Source organism: Leclercia sp. TB492 (assembly GCF_049974505.2).
GTDB classification, from domain to species: domain Bacteria; phylum Pseudomonadota; class Gammaproteobacteria; order Enterobacterales; family Enterobacteriaceae; genus Enterobacter; species Enterobacter adecarboxylatus_C.
Map to the genome: position 1 here is coordinate 731,535 of NZ_CM127572.1, position 15,159 is coordinate 746,693.

A 15,159-nucleotide genomic window follows, 5' to 3' on the forward strand; every position below is an offset into this window, starting at 1 on the left:
GTGCATATTTCTCCTGTCCGTCTGAAACGATAAGCCTGGAGGCTAATCATGGAGATGTTATCTGGCGCCGAAATGGTCGTCCGATCGTTAATCGATCAGGGCGTGAAGCAAGTGTTCGGTTACCCCGGGGGCGCGGTCCTCGATATTTACGATGCGCTACATACCGTTGGCGGTATCGATCACGTTCTGGTGCGTCATGAGCAAGCTGCCGTACATATGGCCGACGGACTGGCGCGCGCGACAGGGGAGGTTGGCGTGGTGCTGGTGACATCTGGCCCAGGCGCGACCAACGCCATTACGGGTATCGCCACTGCGTACATGGACTCCATTCCGATGGTGGTGCTTTCCGGTCAGGTGGCGACATCGCTGATTGGCTACGATGCCTTTCAGGAGTGCGATATGGTCGGCATCTCCCGTCCGGTGGTGAAACACAGTTTTCTGGTCAAACAGACAGAAGATATCCCGGGCGTATTGAAGAAAGCCTTCTGGCTGGCCGCGAGCGGGCGTCCGGGTCCGGTGGTAGTTGACCTGCCTAAAGATATTCTCAATCCGGCTAACAAACTGCCTTACGTCTGGCCGGAGTCGGTCAGCATGCGCTCTTACAACCCCACCACTCAGGGGCATAAGGGTCAGATCAAACGCGCGTTGCAAACCCTTATCGCCGCTAAAAAACCGGTGGTGTATGTCGGCGGCGGAGCGGTGAACGCGAAGTGTGAAACGCAGCTGCGCGCGCTTATCGAAAAACTGAATCTGCCGGTGGCCTCTTCATTAATGGGCTTAGGCGCTTTTCCTGCCACCCACCGTCAGGCGCTCGGCATGCTCGGCATGCACGGCACCTACGAAGCCAATATGACGATGCACAATTCCGACGTCATTTTTGCCGTAGGGGTGCGCTTTGACGATCGCACAACCAACAACCTGGCGAAGTATTGTCCTGACGCCACGGTGCTGCACATTGACATCGATCCGACCTCGATTTCCAAAACCGTCCCGGCAGATGTGCCTATTGTTGGCGACGCGCGTCAGGTCCTGGAACAGATGCTGGAGCTACTGGCGCTGGAGAGCAATGTTCAGCCGCTCGATGAGATCCGCGACTGGTGGCTGCAGATTGAGCAGTGGCGCGCGCGTCAGTGTCTGAAATATGACACCCAAAGCGAGAGCATCAAGCCACAGGCGGTAATTGAAACCATCTGGCGACTGACAAAAGGCGAGGCGTACGTGACCTCGGATGTGGGTCAGCACCAGATGTTTGCTGCCCTTTACTACCCGTTTGATAAGCCACGCCGTTGGATCAATTCCGGCGGTCTCGGCACCATGGGCTTTGGCCTGCCAGCCGCGCTTGGCGTGAAGCTGGCGTTACCGAATGAAACGGTGGTCTGCGTGACCGGCGATGGCAGTATTCAGATGAATATTCAGGAACTCTCCACCGCACTGCAGTACGACCTGCCGGTGCTGGTGCTCAACCTGAATAACGGTTATCTGGGCATGGTGAAGCAGTGGCAGGACATGATCTATTCCGGCCGCCATTCACAATCGTATATGAAGTCACTGCCTGATTTTGTCCGTCTGGCCGAAGCCTACGGACATATTGGCATGCGCATCAGCGATCCGGCACAGCTGGAAGCGAAGCTCAGCGAAGCCCTTGAGCACGTCAACAATAACCGCCTGGTGTTTGTCGATGTCGTGGTTGATGGCACCGAGCATGTCTATCCGATGCATATTCGCGGCGGCGGTATGGATGAAATGTGGTTAAGCAAAACGGAGAGAACCTGATATGCGCCGGATATTATCTGTATTACTGGAAAACGAGTCCGGCGCGCTGTCGCGCGTAATTGGGCTCTTCGCACAGCGTGGCTATAACATCGAAAGCCTGACGGTCGCCCCGACGGACGATCCCACACTCTCCCGCATGACCATCCAGACGGTTGGGGATGCAAAGGTGCTGGAGCAGATCGAAAAGCAACTGCACAAACTGGTTGATGTGTTACGCGTCAGCGAGCTGGGGCAGGGGGCTTACGTTGAACGTGAGATCATGCTGGTAAAAATTCAGGCCACCGGTTACGGGCGGGAAGAGGTGAAACGCAATGCGGACATTTTCCGCGGGCAGATCATTGACGTCACTCCCTCTATTTATACCGTTCAGCTGGCCGGCACCAGCGATAAACTGGACGCCTTCCTCGCCTCGGTGCGGGATGTCGCCAAAATTGTTGAAGTGGCGCGTTCAGGCGTCGTGGGACTTTCCCGCGGTGACAAAGTGATGCGTTAAGCATAAAAGGTTCGCCTCTAGCTTGCCCGGTATGAATGACCGGGCTTTTTTTTGTGCGCCGATGTCGCTGTACCGACAAAAGCGGTTGCCGGACAGGCTATTCTGCGCTTAGATGTTACAAGATTTAGCCATAACCCTGACGAGGTCATGGACTCTTTTCTTTTTTTTAAGGGGCAATTGTGAAACTGGATGAAATCGCCAGGCTAGCCGGTGTGTCGCGAACGACGGCAAGCTATGTGATTAACGGTAAAGCGAAGCAGTATCGTGTCAGCGATAAGACCGTTGAGAAAGTCATGGCAGTGGTTCGAGAACATAACTACCATCCGAACGCCGTCGCGGCCGGTTTACGTGCCGGGCGTACCCGTTCGATCGGTCTGGTGATCCCGGATCTGGAAAACACCAGCTACACCCGGATCGCAAACTACCTGGAGCGCCAGGCTCGTCAGCGCGGCTATCAACTGCTGATCGCCTGTTCGGAAGACCAGCCCGATAATGAGATGCGCTGCATTGAGCATCTGCTGCAACGCCAGGTTGATGCCATTATCGTTTCTACCTCGTTACCCCCTGAGCATCCTTTCTATCAGCGTTGGGCCAATGATGCGTTTCCGATTGTCGCCCTCGACCGTGCGTTAGACCGCGAGCATTTCACCAGCGTGGTGGGTGCGGATCAGGACGATGCTGAAATGCTGGCGGCAGAGCTGCGCACTTTCCCGGCAGAAAACGTCCTTTACCTGGGGGCACTGCCTGAACTCTCCGTGAGTTTCCTGCGCGAGCAGGGGTTCCGCACTGCCTGGAAAGACGATCCTCGTGAAGTCGACTACCTCTATGCCAACAGCTATGAGCGTGAAGCCTCGGCCCAACTGTTCGAAAAGTGGCTGGAGACGCATCCGATGCCGCAGGCCCTGTTCACCACCTCGTTTGCGCTGTTGCAGGGGGTCATGGACGTGACGCTGCGTCGTGAAGGCAAGCTGCCGTCCGATCTGGCGATTGCCACTTTTGGCGATCATGAGCTGCTCGATTTCCTGCAGTGCCCGGTGCTGGCCGTTGCGCAGCGTCATCGCGACGTGGCCGAGCGGGTGCTGGAAATTGTGCTGGCGAGCCTCGATGAGCCGCGTAAGCCGAAACCGGGGCTCACGCGCATCCGTCGTAATCTTTATCGTCGCGGAATCTTAAGCCGCGCGTAATGACGTCAGGGCAGCGGAAGCTGCCCTGAATTTCTTATCCGCAATCAACGTATTAATTCCCACAGTCTTTTTAAGATAATTCCTTTAAAATCTTTGCCTGCTACGCTTTTTAATTCCCTTTACTGTTTAAAACTTCGTTTCATGTTTATTTTATTATCATAAGTGCAGGGAATTGTATTATTTTGTTACATAACAGAACGCCAGTGCTGAATTATCAGCCATTTTTCCTTCAGGATTTGTCAGCATACCCCTGCCCGCCAGCGGGTTCGCGCCCGCAGTGAATCTGGCGCTGTTATCCCCCCGCAATATGGCTTAAAATGCCGCCCGCGTCGCAAACTGACACTTTATATTTCCCTGCGATGATATGAGTGGTTTTTAAGACGGGTATGCATATTCGCGTTTTTTCTCACAAATATTCATCACGTTAATTTTGCCGCGCCAGTTGTGCAGTTAATAGTCGGGTTAACTTCCATTCGTAAATCAGTGACATTTAGACAGATGTCGCGGAAGTCCTGGCTTGACAAGCTTTTCCATCGCTCCGTAAACTCCCTTAAGTGGGAATTTGTGGGTTAAAGTGGTGAGGAGGGGTGAGACTGGCATGTTCCGTGGAGCGACGTTAGTCAATCTCGACAGCAAAGGGCGTTTGTCGGTACCAACCCGATATCGCGACCAGCTGAACGAGAGCGCTTCTGGTCAAATGGTCTGCACCATTGACATCAACCACGCCTGCCTGTTGCTTTACCCCTTGCCTGAATGGGAAATCATTGAGCAAAAGCTGTCTCGACTGTCGAGCATGAACCCGCAGGAACGCCGCGTGCAGCGGCTGTTATTGGGACATGCCAGTGAATGTCAGATGGACAGCGCGGGGCGTTTATTGATTGCGCCCGTGCTGCGGCAGCATGCCGGTCTGACAAAAGAAGTGATGCTGGTCGGACAGTTCAATAAGTTTGAACTGTGGGATGAAACGGCCTGGTATCAACGGGTCAAGGAAGATATCGACGCTGAGCAGTCCGATTCCGCAACATTGTCGGAACGATTGCAGGATTTGTCTCTATAAATATGATGGAAAATTATAAACATACGACGGTGCTACTGGATGAGGCCGTCAACGGCCTGAATATTCGTCCTGATGGCATCTATATTGATGGCACTTTTGGCCGGGGTGGCCACTCACGTTTGATCCTCTCCCAACTGGGCGCGGACGGCCGTTTGCTGGCAATCGATCGCGATCCGCAGGCTATCGCCGTGGCGAAAACCATCGATGACTCACGCTTTTCCATCGTACATGGACCTTTCTCCGCGCTGGCTGAGTACGTCAGCGAGCGCGATTTAACCGGTAAGATTGACGGGATCCTCCTCGATCTTGGCGTCTCCTCACCGCAGCTTGACGATGCTGAACGCGGCTTCTCCTTTATGCGCGATGGCCCGCTGGATATGCGTATGGATCCGACGCGCGGCCAGTCCGCCGCCGAGTGGCTGCAAACGGCAGAAGAAGCAGATATCGCCTGGGTAATCAAAACCTTCGGAGAAGAGCGCTTTGGCAAACGTATTGCCCGCGCCATCGTTGAGCGTAACCGCATCGAACCCATGACCCGCACCAAAGCGCTGGCGGAAGTGATCGCCGCGGCAACGCCGGTGAAGGACAAGTACAAACACCCGGCGACCCGCACCTTCCAGGCAATTCGTATCTGGGTGAACAGCGAGCTCGACGAGATCGAGCAGGCGCTGAAAAGCTCGCTTGGCGTGTTGGCCCCGGGTGGCCGTTTGTCGGTGATCAGCTTCCACTCGCTGGAAGACCGCATTGTGAAGCGCTTTATGCGCGAGCAAAGCCGCGGTCCGCAGGTGCCGGCGGGGCTACCGATGACGGAAGAACAGCTCAAAAAACTGGGCGGCCGTCAGCTGCGCGCCTTAGGTAAGTTAATGCCGGGCGAAGCGGAAGTGGAAGAGAACCCGCGCGCCCGTAGTTCAGTGCTGCGCATCGCAGAAAGGACCAGTGCATGATCGGCAGAGTGGCAGACACCCTCAGCAAGGTGAAAGATACGTTAGGCAGCACCGAGCGTCATGCTTTGCCGGGCGTCATCTGGGACGACCTGCTGCGTTTCGGCAAGCTGCCACTGTGCCTCTTCATTTGCATTATCGTGTCGGCGGTCACCGTGGTGACCACCGCGCACCATACCCGTTTGTTAACGGCGCAGCGCGAACAGCTGGTGCTGGAACGTGATGCGCTGGATATCGAGTGGCGAAATTTGATCCTCGAAGAAAATGCGCTCGGCGATCATAGCCGGGTTGAACGGATCGCAACGGAAAAGCTGCAGATGCAGCATGTTGATCCTTCTCAGGAAAATATCGTAGTACAAAAATAAGGGAAAACGCGACGCATGAAATCGGCGGCGAAGGCGCTAAAACCAAAACGTCAGGAAGAACAGGCCAGCTTTATCAGCTGGCGTTTTGCGTTGCTTTGCGGCTGTATTTTACTGGCGCTGGGTTTCCTGCTGGGACGTGTGGCGTGGCTGCAAATCATTGCCCCCGATATGCTGGTGCGTCAGGGCGACATGCGTTCCCTGCGCGTGCAGGAGGTCTCGACCTCGCGTGGGCTGATCACCGACCGTTCCGGTCGCCCACTGGCGGTCAGCGTGCCGGTGAAAGCGATCTGGGCGGATCCTAAAGAGCTGCATGACGCTGGCGGGATCTCCCTCGATAACCGCTGGAAAGCCCTCTCTGACGCGCTGAAAATGCCTCTCGATCAGCTTGCAGCCCGCGTCAATGCCAACCCGAAAGGGCGCTTTATCTATCTGGCGCGTCAGGTTAACCCTGACATGGCCGACTACATCAAAAAGCTGAAGCTGCCAGGCATTCACCTGCGTGAAGAGTCGCGTCGCTACTACCCTTCCGGGGAGGTGACCGCGCACCTGATCGGCTTTACCAACGTCGACAGCCAGGGCATCGAAGGCGTCGAGAAGAGTTTTGATAAGTGGCTGACCGGCCAACCGGGCGAACGTGTGGTACGTAAAGATCGCTATGGTCGCGTCATTGAAGATATCTCTTCAACCGACAGCCAGGCGGCGCATAACCTGGCGCTGAGCATTGACGAGCGTCTACAGGCGCTGGTCTATCGTGAGCTGAACAACGCCGTGGCCTTTAACAAGGCGGAATCGGGCAGCGCGGTACTGGTGGACGTCAGCACCGGTGAAGTGCTGGCGATGGCCAGCAGTCCTTCGTATAACCCGAATAACTTTGCCGGAACGGCCAAAGACGCTATGCGTAACCGGTCGATCACCGACGTCTTCGAGCCGGGATCAACGGTTAAACCGATGGTGGTGATGACGGCCCTGCAGCGCGGCATCGTCAATGAAAATACCGTGCTCAACACGGTGCCTTACCGAATCAACGGCCACGAAATTAAAGACGTGGCACGTTACAGCGAATTGACCCTCACCGGGGTTCTACAGAAGTCGAGTAACGTCGGCGTTTCTAAGCTGGCGTTAGCGATGCCGTCCTCAGCGTTGGTAGAAACTTACTCACGTTTTGGACTCGGAAAGGCGACCAATTTGGGGTTGGTCGGAGAACGCAGTGGCTTATATCCTCAAAAACAACGGTGGTCTGACATAGAGAGGGCCACCTTCTCTTTCGGCTACGGGCTAATGGTAACGCCGTTACAGTTAGCGCGTGTCTATGCAACGATTGGCAGCTATGGCGTCTATCGCCCGCTGTCGATCACAAAAGTCGATCCGCCGGTGCCCGGTGAGCGTATCTTCCCGGAATCGATCGTCCGCACCGTCGTGCACATGATGGAAAGCGTGGCCCTGCCCGGCGGCGGCGGCGTGAAGGCGGCGATCAAAGGCTATCGCATTGCGATTAAAACCGGTACCGCGAAAAAAGTCGGGCCAGATGGCCGCTACATCAATAAATACATTGCTTACACCGCAGGCGTGGCGCCTGCAAGCAATCCGCGTTTTGCGCTGGTGGTAGTTATCAACGATCCACAGGCGGGTAAATACTACGGTGGCGCCGTTTCCGCGCCGGTCTTCGGTGCCATCATGGGCGGCGTATTGCGCACCATGAACATCGAGCCGGATGCGCTGACAACGGGCGAGAAAAGTGAATTTGTAATTAATCAAGGCGAGGGAACAGGTGGCAGATCGTAATTTGCGCGACCTTCTTGCTCCGTGGGTATCAGGTTTACCTGCGCGAGTACTGCGAGAGATGGTACTCGACAGCCGTGTGGCTGCCTCGGGCGATCTTTTTGTGGCAGTAGTAGGTCATCAGGCGGACGGGCGTCGGTATATCCCGCAGGCGATAGCGCAAGGTGTAGCTGCCATTATTGCTGAGGCAAAAGATGAAGCCGCGGATGGTGAAATCCGTGAAATGCACGGCGTGCCGGTCATCTATCTCAGCCAGTTAACCGAACGTCTCTCCGCGCTGGCGGGGCGTTTTTATAACGAACCTTCAGACCAGTTGCGCCTGGTTGGCGTAACCGGCACCAACGGTAAAACCACCACCACGCAGCTGATGGCGCAGTGGGCGCAGCTGCTGGGTGAAACCAGCGCGGTAATGGGCACCGTGGGTAACGGCCTGCTGGGCAAAGTGAACCCAACGGAAAACACTACCGGCTCCGCCGTCGACGTGCAGCATGTACTGGCCGGTCTGGCCGGGCAGGGCGCAACCTTCGCGGCAATGGAAGTCTCTTCTCACGGGCTGGTCCAGCACCGTGTCGCGGCGCTGAAATTTGCCGCCTCCGTGTTCACTAACCTGAGCCGGGACCATCTCGACTACCATGGCGACATGGACAACTACGAAGCGGCGAAATGGCAGCTGTATGCCACGCACCACTTCGGTCAGGCGATCATTAATGCCGATGACGAAGTAGGCCGCCGTTGGCTGGCTAAGCTGCCGGATGCCGTAGCGGTCTCCATGGCCGACCATATCAATCCGAACTGCCACGGCCGCTGGTTGAAAGCCACCGAGGTTATCTATCACGACAGCGGTGCGACTATCCGTTTTGCATCGAGCTGGGGTGAGGGCGAAATCGAAAGCCGTCTGATGGGGGCGTTCAACGTCAGCAACCTGCTGCTGGCTCTCGCCACCTTGCTGGCGCTGGGTTATCCACTGGCGGATCTGCTCAGCACCTCCGCGCGTCTGCAACCGGTTTGCGGACGGATGGAAGTGTTCACCGCCCCAGGCAAACCTACCGTGGTGGTGGATTACGCCCACACGCCGGATGCGCTGGAGAAAGCGCTGGAAGCGGCTCGCCTGCACTGCGCCGGTAAGCTGTGGTGTGTCTTTGGCTGTGGCGGCGATCGCGACAAAGGCAAACGCCCGCTGATGGGTGCCATTGCCGAGCAGTTCGCCGATATCGCCGTGGTAACAGATGACAACCCGCGTACCGAAGAGCCGCGCGCCATTATCAACGACATTCTGGCCGGGATGCTCGATGCCGGGCGTGCCCGCGTTGTGGAGGGGCGCGCCGAAGCGGTGACCAACGCCATTATGCAGGCCGGTGAGAACGACGTGGTGCTGCTGGCCGGTAAAGGCCATGAAGATTATCAGATCGTCGGCACCAACCGTCTGGACTACTCCGACCGTGTGACCGCGGCGCGTCTGCTGGGAGTGGTGGCATGATTAGCGTAACGCTAAGCCAGCTGGCCACTATCCTGGGCGCTGAGGTCAGCGGCGAGCTGACCTTCGATGCGGTCACCACCGACACGCGTAAAATCACCCCCGGCTGCCTGTTTGTGGCGCTGAAGGGTGAGCGTTTTGATGCGCACGACTTTGCCGGGCAGGCGAAAGCAGCAGGCGCGGGTGCGCTGCTGGTGAGCCGTAAACTGGATATCGACCTGCCGCAGGCGGTGGTAAAAGATACCCGCCTGGCCTTTGGTGAGCTGGCAGCATGGGTTCGCCAGCAGGTTCCGGCGCGCATTGTGGCGCTGACCGGCTCGTCCGGTAAAACCTCCGTTAAGGAGATGACCGCTGCGATCCTCAGCCAATGTGGCAACACGCTTTATACCGCAGGCAATCTGAATAACGATATCGGCGTGCCGATGACGCTCCTGCGTCTGAATCGCGAGCATGAATATGCGGTGATCGAACTGGGTGCTAATCACCAGGGCGAAATCGCCTGGACCGTGAGCCTGACGCAGCCGGAAGCGGCGCTGGTGAATAACCTTGCCGCGGCGCATCTCGAAGGTTTCGGCTCGCTGGAAGGTGTGGCAAAAGCGAAGGGCGAGATCTACACCGGCCTGCCGGTTAACGGCATCGCTATCATGAATGCCGACAACAACGACTGGCTGAACTGGAAAAGCGTCATCGGGGATCGCAAAACCTGGCGCTTCTCACCGAATGCTGCCAATAGCGACTTCACCGCCACCAACGTTCATGTGACCTCCCACGGCACCGAATTTACGCTACAGACCCCAACGGGTGATGTGGATGTACTGCTGCCGCTGCCGGGTCGTCACAATATTGCCAATGCCCTGGCCGCCACCGCGCTGGCGATGGCCGTTGGCGCACCACTGTCGGCGATCAAAACCGGGCTGGCAAACCTGAAAGCTGTTCCCGGACGCCTGTTCCCGATCCCGCTGGCGGAAAACAAACTGCTGTTGGATGACTCCTATAACGCTAACGTCGGCTCCATGACCGCTGCGGTACAGGTGCTGTCAGAGATGCCGGGTTATCGCGTGATGGTAGTGGGCGATATGGCCGAACTGGGTGATGAGAGCGAAGCCTGTCATCTCCAGGTGGGTGAAGCGGCGAAAGCCTCCGGTATCGATCGCGTGTTAAGCGCCGGTCATCTCAGTAAAAATATCAGCCAGGCCAGCGGCGTCGGTGAGCATTTTGCCGATAAAGCGGCGTTGATCGCCAGCCTTAAGGCCCTGGTTGAAGAACAACAAATTGTGACAGTTTTAGTGAAAGGTTCACGCAGTGCCGCCATGGAAGAGGTTGTGCACGCTTTACAGGAGAATGGGACATGTTAGTTTGGCTGGCCGAGCATTTGGTCAAATATTATTCCGGCTTTAACGTCTTTTCCTATTTGACGTTTCGCGCCATCGTCAGCCTGCTGACTGCGTTGTTCATCTCCTTGTGGATGGGCCCGCGCATGATTGCCCGTCTGCAAAAACTCTCTTTCGGTCAGGTTGTGCGTAACGACGGTCCGGAATCACACTTCAGTAAGCGCGGCACGCCAACCATGGGCGGCATTATGATCCTCACCGCGATTGTGGTGTCGGTGCTGCTGTGGGCTTACCCGTCAAACCCGTATGTCTGGTGCGTACTGGTTGTGCTGGTGGGCTATGGCATCATCGGTTTTGTCGATGACTACCGCAAAGTGGTGCGTAAAGACACTAAAGGGCTCATCGCCCGCTGGAAGTATTTCTGGATGTCGGTGATTGCGCTTGGCGTCGCGTTTGCGCTCTATCTGGTGGGTAAAGACACCCCGGCGACCGAGCTGGTAGTGCCGTTCTTTAAAGATGTGATGCCGCAACTGGGCATCTTCTACATCCTGCTGGCCTATTTCGTGATTGTCGGGACCGGCAATGCGGTGAACCTGACCGACGGCCTGGACGGCCTGGCCATTATGCCAACCGTCTTTGTTGCCGGCGGCTTTGCGCTGGTGGCATGGGCGACCGGTAACATGAACTTCGCCAGCTACCTGCACATCCCGTACCTGCGCCACGCCGGTGAGCTGGTGATCGTCTGTACGGCGATTGTCGGCGCGGGCTTAGGCTTCCTGTGGTTTAACACTTACCCGGCGCAGGTCTTTATGGGTGACGTCGGTTCACTGGCACTGGGCGGCGCGCTGGGCATTATTGCCGTATTGCTGCGTCAGGAGTTCCTGCTGGTGATCATGGGCGGTGTATTTGTGGTTGAAACCCTGTCGGTGATCCTGCAGGTAGGCTCCTTCAAGCTGCGCGGACAGCGCATCTTCCGGATGGCGCCAATCCATCACCACTATGAACTGAAAGGCTGGCCGGAACCGCGCGTTATCGTGCGCTTCTGGATTATTTCGCTGATGCTGGTGCTGATTGGCCTGGCAACGCTGAAGGTACGTTAATCATGGCAGATTACCAGGGTAAAAAAGTCGTTATCATCGGGTTAGGCTTAACCGGCCTCTCCTGCGTGGACTTTTTCCTCGCGCGGGGCGTTACGCCTCGGGTGATGGATACGCGTGTCTCTCCGCCTGGTCTGGATAAACTGCCGGAGCAGGTCGAACGCCACCTTGGTGGTCTGAATGAAGAGTGGCTCAATACCGCCGATCTGATTGTCGCCAGCCCGGGCATCGCCCTGGCCCACCCGGCATTGAGCGCCGCGGCGGACGCGGGCGTCGAGATTGTCGGCGATATCGAACTGTTCTGCCGTGAGGCTCAGGCGCCGATCGTTGCTATTACTGGTTCCAACGGGAAAAGTACCGTCACCAGCCTGGTCGGTGAAATGGCGAAAGCGGCAGGGGTTAATGCAGGCGTAGGCGGTAATATCGGTCTGCCGGCATTGATGCTGCTCGATGCGGCCCGCGAGCTGTATATCCTTGAGCTCTCCAGCTTCCAGCTGGAAACTACCTCAAGCCTGCAGGCGGTGGCGGCGACCATCCTTAACGTCACCGAAGATCATATGGATCGCTATCCGTTTGGTCTGCAGCAGTACCGTGCCGCCAAGCTCCGTATCTATGAAAATGCCCGCGTTTGCGTGGTGAATGCCGATGATGCGCTGACCATGCCGGTACGCGGGGCGGACGAGCGCTGCGTGAGCTTTGGCATCAACATGGGCGACTATCACCTGAACCGTCAGCAGGGCGAAACCTGGCTGCGGGCGAAGGGTGAGAAGGTGCTGAACGTAAAAGAGATGCACCTGACGGGTCAGCATAACTACACCAATGCGCTTGCCGCACTGGCGCTGGCGGATGCCGCCGGTCTGCCGCGAGCCACCAGCCTGAAAGCCCTGACCACCTTCAGCGGCCTGGCGCATCGTTTCCAGCTGGCGCTGGAGCATAACGGCGTACGCTGGATCAATGATTCAAAAGCCACCAACGTCGGCAGTACCGAAGCGGCGCTGAATGGCCTGCACGTTGACGGTACCCTGCATCTGCTGCTGGGCGGCGACGGCAAATCTGCCGATTTCTCTTCGCTGAAACAGTATCTCAGCGGTGATAACGTGCATCTTTACTGCTTTGGCAGAGATGGTGCCGAACTGGCGGCGCTGCGTCCGGAGATCGCTGAGCAAACCGACACCATGGAGCAGGCGATGCGGCTGATTGCTCCGCGCGTGAAGCCCGGTGACATGGTGCTGCTTTCTCCGGCCTGTGCCAGTCTCGATCAGTTCAAGAATTTCGAGCAGCGTGGCGATCTCTTCACCCGCCTGGCGAAGGAGTTAGGCTGATGCGCTTCTCGCTCCCTCGCCTGAGAATGCCGCGCCTGCCAGGATTTGGCATCCTGGTGTGGATCTCGTCGGCGTTAAAAGGCTGGGTCATGGGCTCCCGGGATAAAGATTCCGATAGCCTGGTGATGTACGACCGCATGCTGCTCTGGCTCACGCTGGGGCTGGCGGCGATTGGCTTTATTATGGTCACCTCGGCCTCGATGCCTGTCGGACAGCGTCTGGCTAACGATCCCTTCCTGTTTGCCAAGCGTGACGGGCTGTACATCATTCTGGCGTTCTGTCTGGCGATGGTAACGCTACGTCTGCCGATGGCCTTCTGGCAGCGGCACAGTACCGCCATGCTGATCGCCTCGATCGCTATGCTGCTGATTGTACTGGTGGTCGGGAGCTCGGTGAACGGGGCATCGCGCTGGATTGCCTTTGGTCCGCTGCGTATTCAGCCTGCAGAATTCACCAAGCTGTCGCTGTTCTGCTATCTCGCCAACTATCTGGTGCGTAAGGTGGATGAAGTCCGTAACAACCTGCGCGGCTTCTTAAAACCGATGGGCGTAATCCTGGTGCTGGCGGTTCTGCTGCTGGCCCAGCCTGACCTCGGTACCGTGGTGGTGCTGTTCGTCACCACCCTTGCGATGCTGTTCCTGGCGGGGGCGAAACTCTGGCAGTTCATCGCCATCATCGGGATGGGGATTTCAGCAGTGGTGCTGCTGATCCTTGCCGAGCCGTACCGTATCCGCCGTGTAACCTCTTTCTGGAACCCTTGGGAAGATCCCTTCGGCAGCGGCTATCAGCTGACCCAGTCACTGATGGCATTTGGCCGCGGTGAAGTGTGGGGCCAGGGCCTGGGGAACTCAGTGCAAAAACTGGAGTATTTACCCGAGGCGCACACCGACTTCATCTTCTCCATTATCGGGGAAGAACTGGGTTATATCGGTGTGGTATTGGCACTTTTAATGGTATTCTTCGTCGCTTTCCGTGCGATGTCGATCGGCCGGAAAGCACTGGTTATCGACCACCGGTTCTCAGGTTTTTTAGCCTGTTCAATCGGTATCTGGTTCAGTTTTCAGGCTTTAGTCAACGTCGGTGCCGCAGCAGGTATGCTGCCAACCAAAGGTCTGACGTTGCCGTTAATCAGTTACGGTGGTTCGAGTCTGCTGATCATGTCGACCGCCATTATGTTTTTGCTGCGCATAGATTATGAAACGCGTCTGGAAAATGCCCAGGCGTTTACACGAGGTTCACGATGAATCAACCGAAGCGGTTAATGGTGATGGCGGGCGGTACCGGTGGACATGTGTTCCCGGGACTGGCGGTTGCGCACCATTTAATGGATCAGGGCTGGCAGGTACGCTGGCTGGGAACCGCAGACCGCATGGAGGCCGATCTGGTGCCGAAGCACGGGATTGAGATCGACTTTATCCATATTTCCGGCCTGCGCGGCAAGGGTGTTAAAGCCCTGCTGCTGGCGCCGGTGCGTATTTTCAACGCCTGGCGTCAGGCGCGGGCGATCATGAAACGCTTTAAGCCGGACGTGGTGCTGGGGATGGGCGGTTATGTCTCTGGTCCTGGCGGGCTGGCGGCGTGGTCGCTGGGGATCCCGGTGGTGCTGCATGAACAGAACGGCATTGCCGGTCTGACCAACAAGTGGCTCTCCCGCATCGCCAGCAAAGTGATGCAGGCCTTCCCCGGCGCGTTTCCGAAGGCAGACGTGGTGGGTAACCCGGTGCGTGTTGACGTGCTGGCGCTGCCGTTGCCGCAGGAGCGGCTGGTCGGGCGCGAAGGCCCGGTACGGGTGCTGGTAGTGGGCGGCTCTCAGGGGGCGCGCATTCTGAACCAGACGCTGCCGCAGGTGGCGGCGAAGCTTGGCGACAAGGTGACCATCTGGCATCAAAGCGGGAAGGGCGGTCAGCAAACGGTCGAGCAGGCGTATGCCGACGCGGGCCAGCCGCAGCATAAAGTGACTGAATTTATCGACGACATGGCGGCGGCGTATGCCTGGGCCGATGTCGTGGTCTGCCGCTCCGGCGCGCTGACGGTGAGCGAAATTGCCGCCGCAGGCTTACCGGCGCTGTTTGTGCCGTTCCAGCACAAAGATCGTCAGCAGTACTGGAATGCGCTGCCGCTTGAGAAAGCCGGCGCCGCAAAAATCTTTGAACAGCCGCAGTTTACCGCAGACGCGGTCGCCACCACCCTGGCGGGCTGGAACCGGGAGACATTACTGGAGATGGCGCAGCACGCTCGTGCCGCAGCGATCCCGGATGCAACGGAGCGGGTGGCGAAAGAAGTGAGCCTGGCAGCCCAGGTTTAACCCTCGCAGCGCGTGTTGCGCTGCACGAATTTTTTGAA

13 protein-coding genes are annotated in these 15,159 nt (G+C 57.3%); all 13 read left to right on the plus strand.

Annotation, left to right across the window (positions count from 1 at the left end; all coding sequences use genetic code 11):
* Positions 1–48: 48 nt before the first annotated feature.
* The 13 genes from ilvI (at position 49) to murG (ending at position 15,121) form a co-directional block, all read left to right on the plus strand.
* On the plus strand, positions 49–1,773 hold the full coding sequence (gene ilvI, locus ACP4QI_RS03435) for an acetolactate synthase 3 large subunit (protein WP_142488224.1): 1,725 nt from the start codon (positions 49–51) through the stop codon (positions 1,771–1,773).
* A gap of 1 nt (position 1,774) precedes the next feature.
* Entirely contained in the window at positions 1,775–2,266 is a 492-nt protein-coding gene (gene ilvN / locus ACP4QI_RS03440) for an acetolactate synthase small subunit (protein ID WP_032616525.1), read from the plus strand.
* Positions 2,267–2,445: 179 nt separating this feature from the next.
* Entirely contained in the window at positions 2,446–3,450 is a 1,005-nt protein-coding gene (gene cra, locus ACP4QI_RS03445; protein ID WP_142488225.1) for a catabolite repressor/activator, read from the plus strand.
* Positions 3,451–4,048: 598 nt separating this feature from the next.
* Entirely contained in the window at positions 4,049–4,507 is a 459-nt protein-coding gene (gene mraZ, locus ACP4QI_RS03450) for a division/cell wall cluster transcriptional repressor MraZ (RefSeq protein ID WP_103178262.1), read from the plus strand.
* A 2-nt stretch (positions 4,508–4,509) separates the two neighbouring features.
* Positions 4,510–5,451, plus strand: a complete 942-nt coding sequence (rsmH, locus tag ACP4QI_RS03455; RefSeq protein WP_426495549.1) for a 16S rRNA (cytosine(1402)-N(4))-methyltransferase RsmH — start codon at positions 4,510–4,512, stop codon at positions 5,449–5,451.
* A complete protein-coding gene (gene ftsL, locus ACP4QI_RS03460) occupies positions 5,448–5,813 on the plus strand; it encodes a cell division protein FtsL (protein ID WP_426495550.1) in 366 nt (121 codons plus the stop codon). The genes rsmH and ftsL overlap by 4 nt, the downstream gene beginning before the upstream one ends.
* 15 nt (positions 5,814–5,828) lie before the next feature.
* Entirely contained in the window at positions 5,829–7,595 is a 1,767-nt protein-coding gene (locus tag ACP4QI_RS03465) for a peptidoglycan glycosyltransferase FtsI (RefSeq protein WP_032616530.1), read from the plus strand.
* Complete coding sequence (gene murE, locus ACP4QI_RS03470; protein WP_156262909.1) at positions 7,582–9,069, plus strand: UDP-N-acetylmuramoyl-L-alanyl-D-glutamate--2,6-diaminopimelate ligase; 1,488 nt, start codon at positions 7,582–7,584, stop codon at positions 9,067–9,069. Before ACP4QI_RS03465 ends, murE begins: the two co-directional genes overlap by 14 nt.
* A complete protein-coding gene (gene murF, locus ACP4QI_RS03475; RefSeq protein WP_426495551.1) occupies positions 9,066–10,421 on the plus strand; it encodes a UDP-N-acetylmuramoyl-tripeptide--D-alanyl-D-alanine ligase in 1,356 nt (451 codons plus the stop codon). The genes murE and murF overlap by 4 nt, the downstream gene beginning before the upstream one ends.
* Positions 10,415–11,497, plus strand: coding sequence for a phospho-N-acetylmuramoyl-pentapeptide-transferase (gene mraY, locus ACP4QI_RS03480; RefSeq protein ID WP_142488230.1), 1,083 nt, complete (start codon positions 10,415–10,417; stop codon positions 11,495–11,497). The genes murF and mraY overlap by 7 nt, the downstream gene beginning before the upstream one ends.
* A gap of 2 nt (positions 11,498–11,499) precedes the next feature.
* Complete coding sequence (gene murD / locus ACP4QI_RS03485; protein WP_142488231.1) at positions 11,500–12,816, plus strand: UDP-N-acetylmuramoyl-L-alanine--D-glutamate ligase; 1,317 nt, start codon at positions 11,500–11,502, stop codon at positions 12,814–12,816.
* Positions 12,816–14,060 carry a cell division protein FtsW gene (gene ftsW / locus ACP4QI_RS03490; RefSeq protein ID WP_142488232.1) on the plus strand — a complete coding sequence of 415 codons (1,245 nt, stop codon included), beginning with the start codon at positions 12,816–12,818 and terminating at the stop codon, positions 14,058–14,060. Before murD ends, ftsW begins: the two co-directional genes overlap by 1 nt.
* The gene (murG, locus tag ACP4QI_RS03495; RefSeq protein WP_426495552.1) at positions 14,057–15,121 is read left to right on the plus strand and encodes an undecaprenyldiphospho-muramoylpentapeptide beta-N-acetylglucosaminyltransferase; all 1,065 of its coding nucleotides are present in this window, start codon (positions 14,057–14,059) and stop codon (positions 15,119–15,121) included. The genes ftsW and murG overlap by 4 nt, the downstream gene beginning before the upstream one ends.
* Positions 15,122–15,159: the final 38 nt, after the last annotated feature.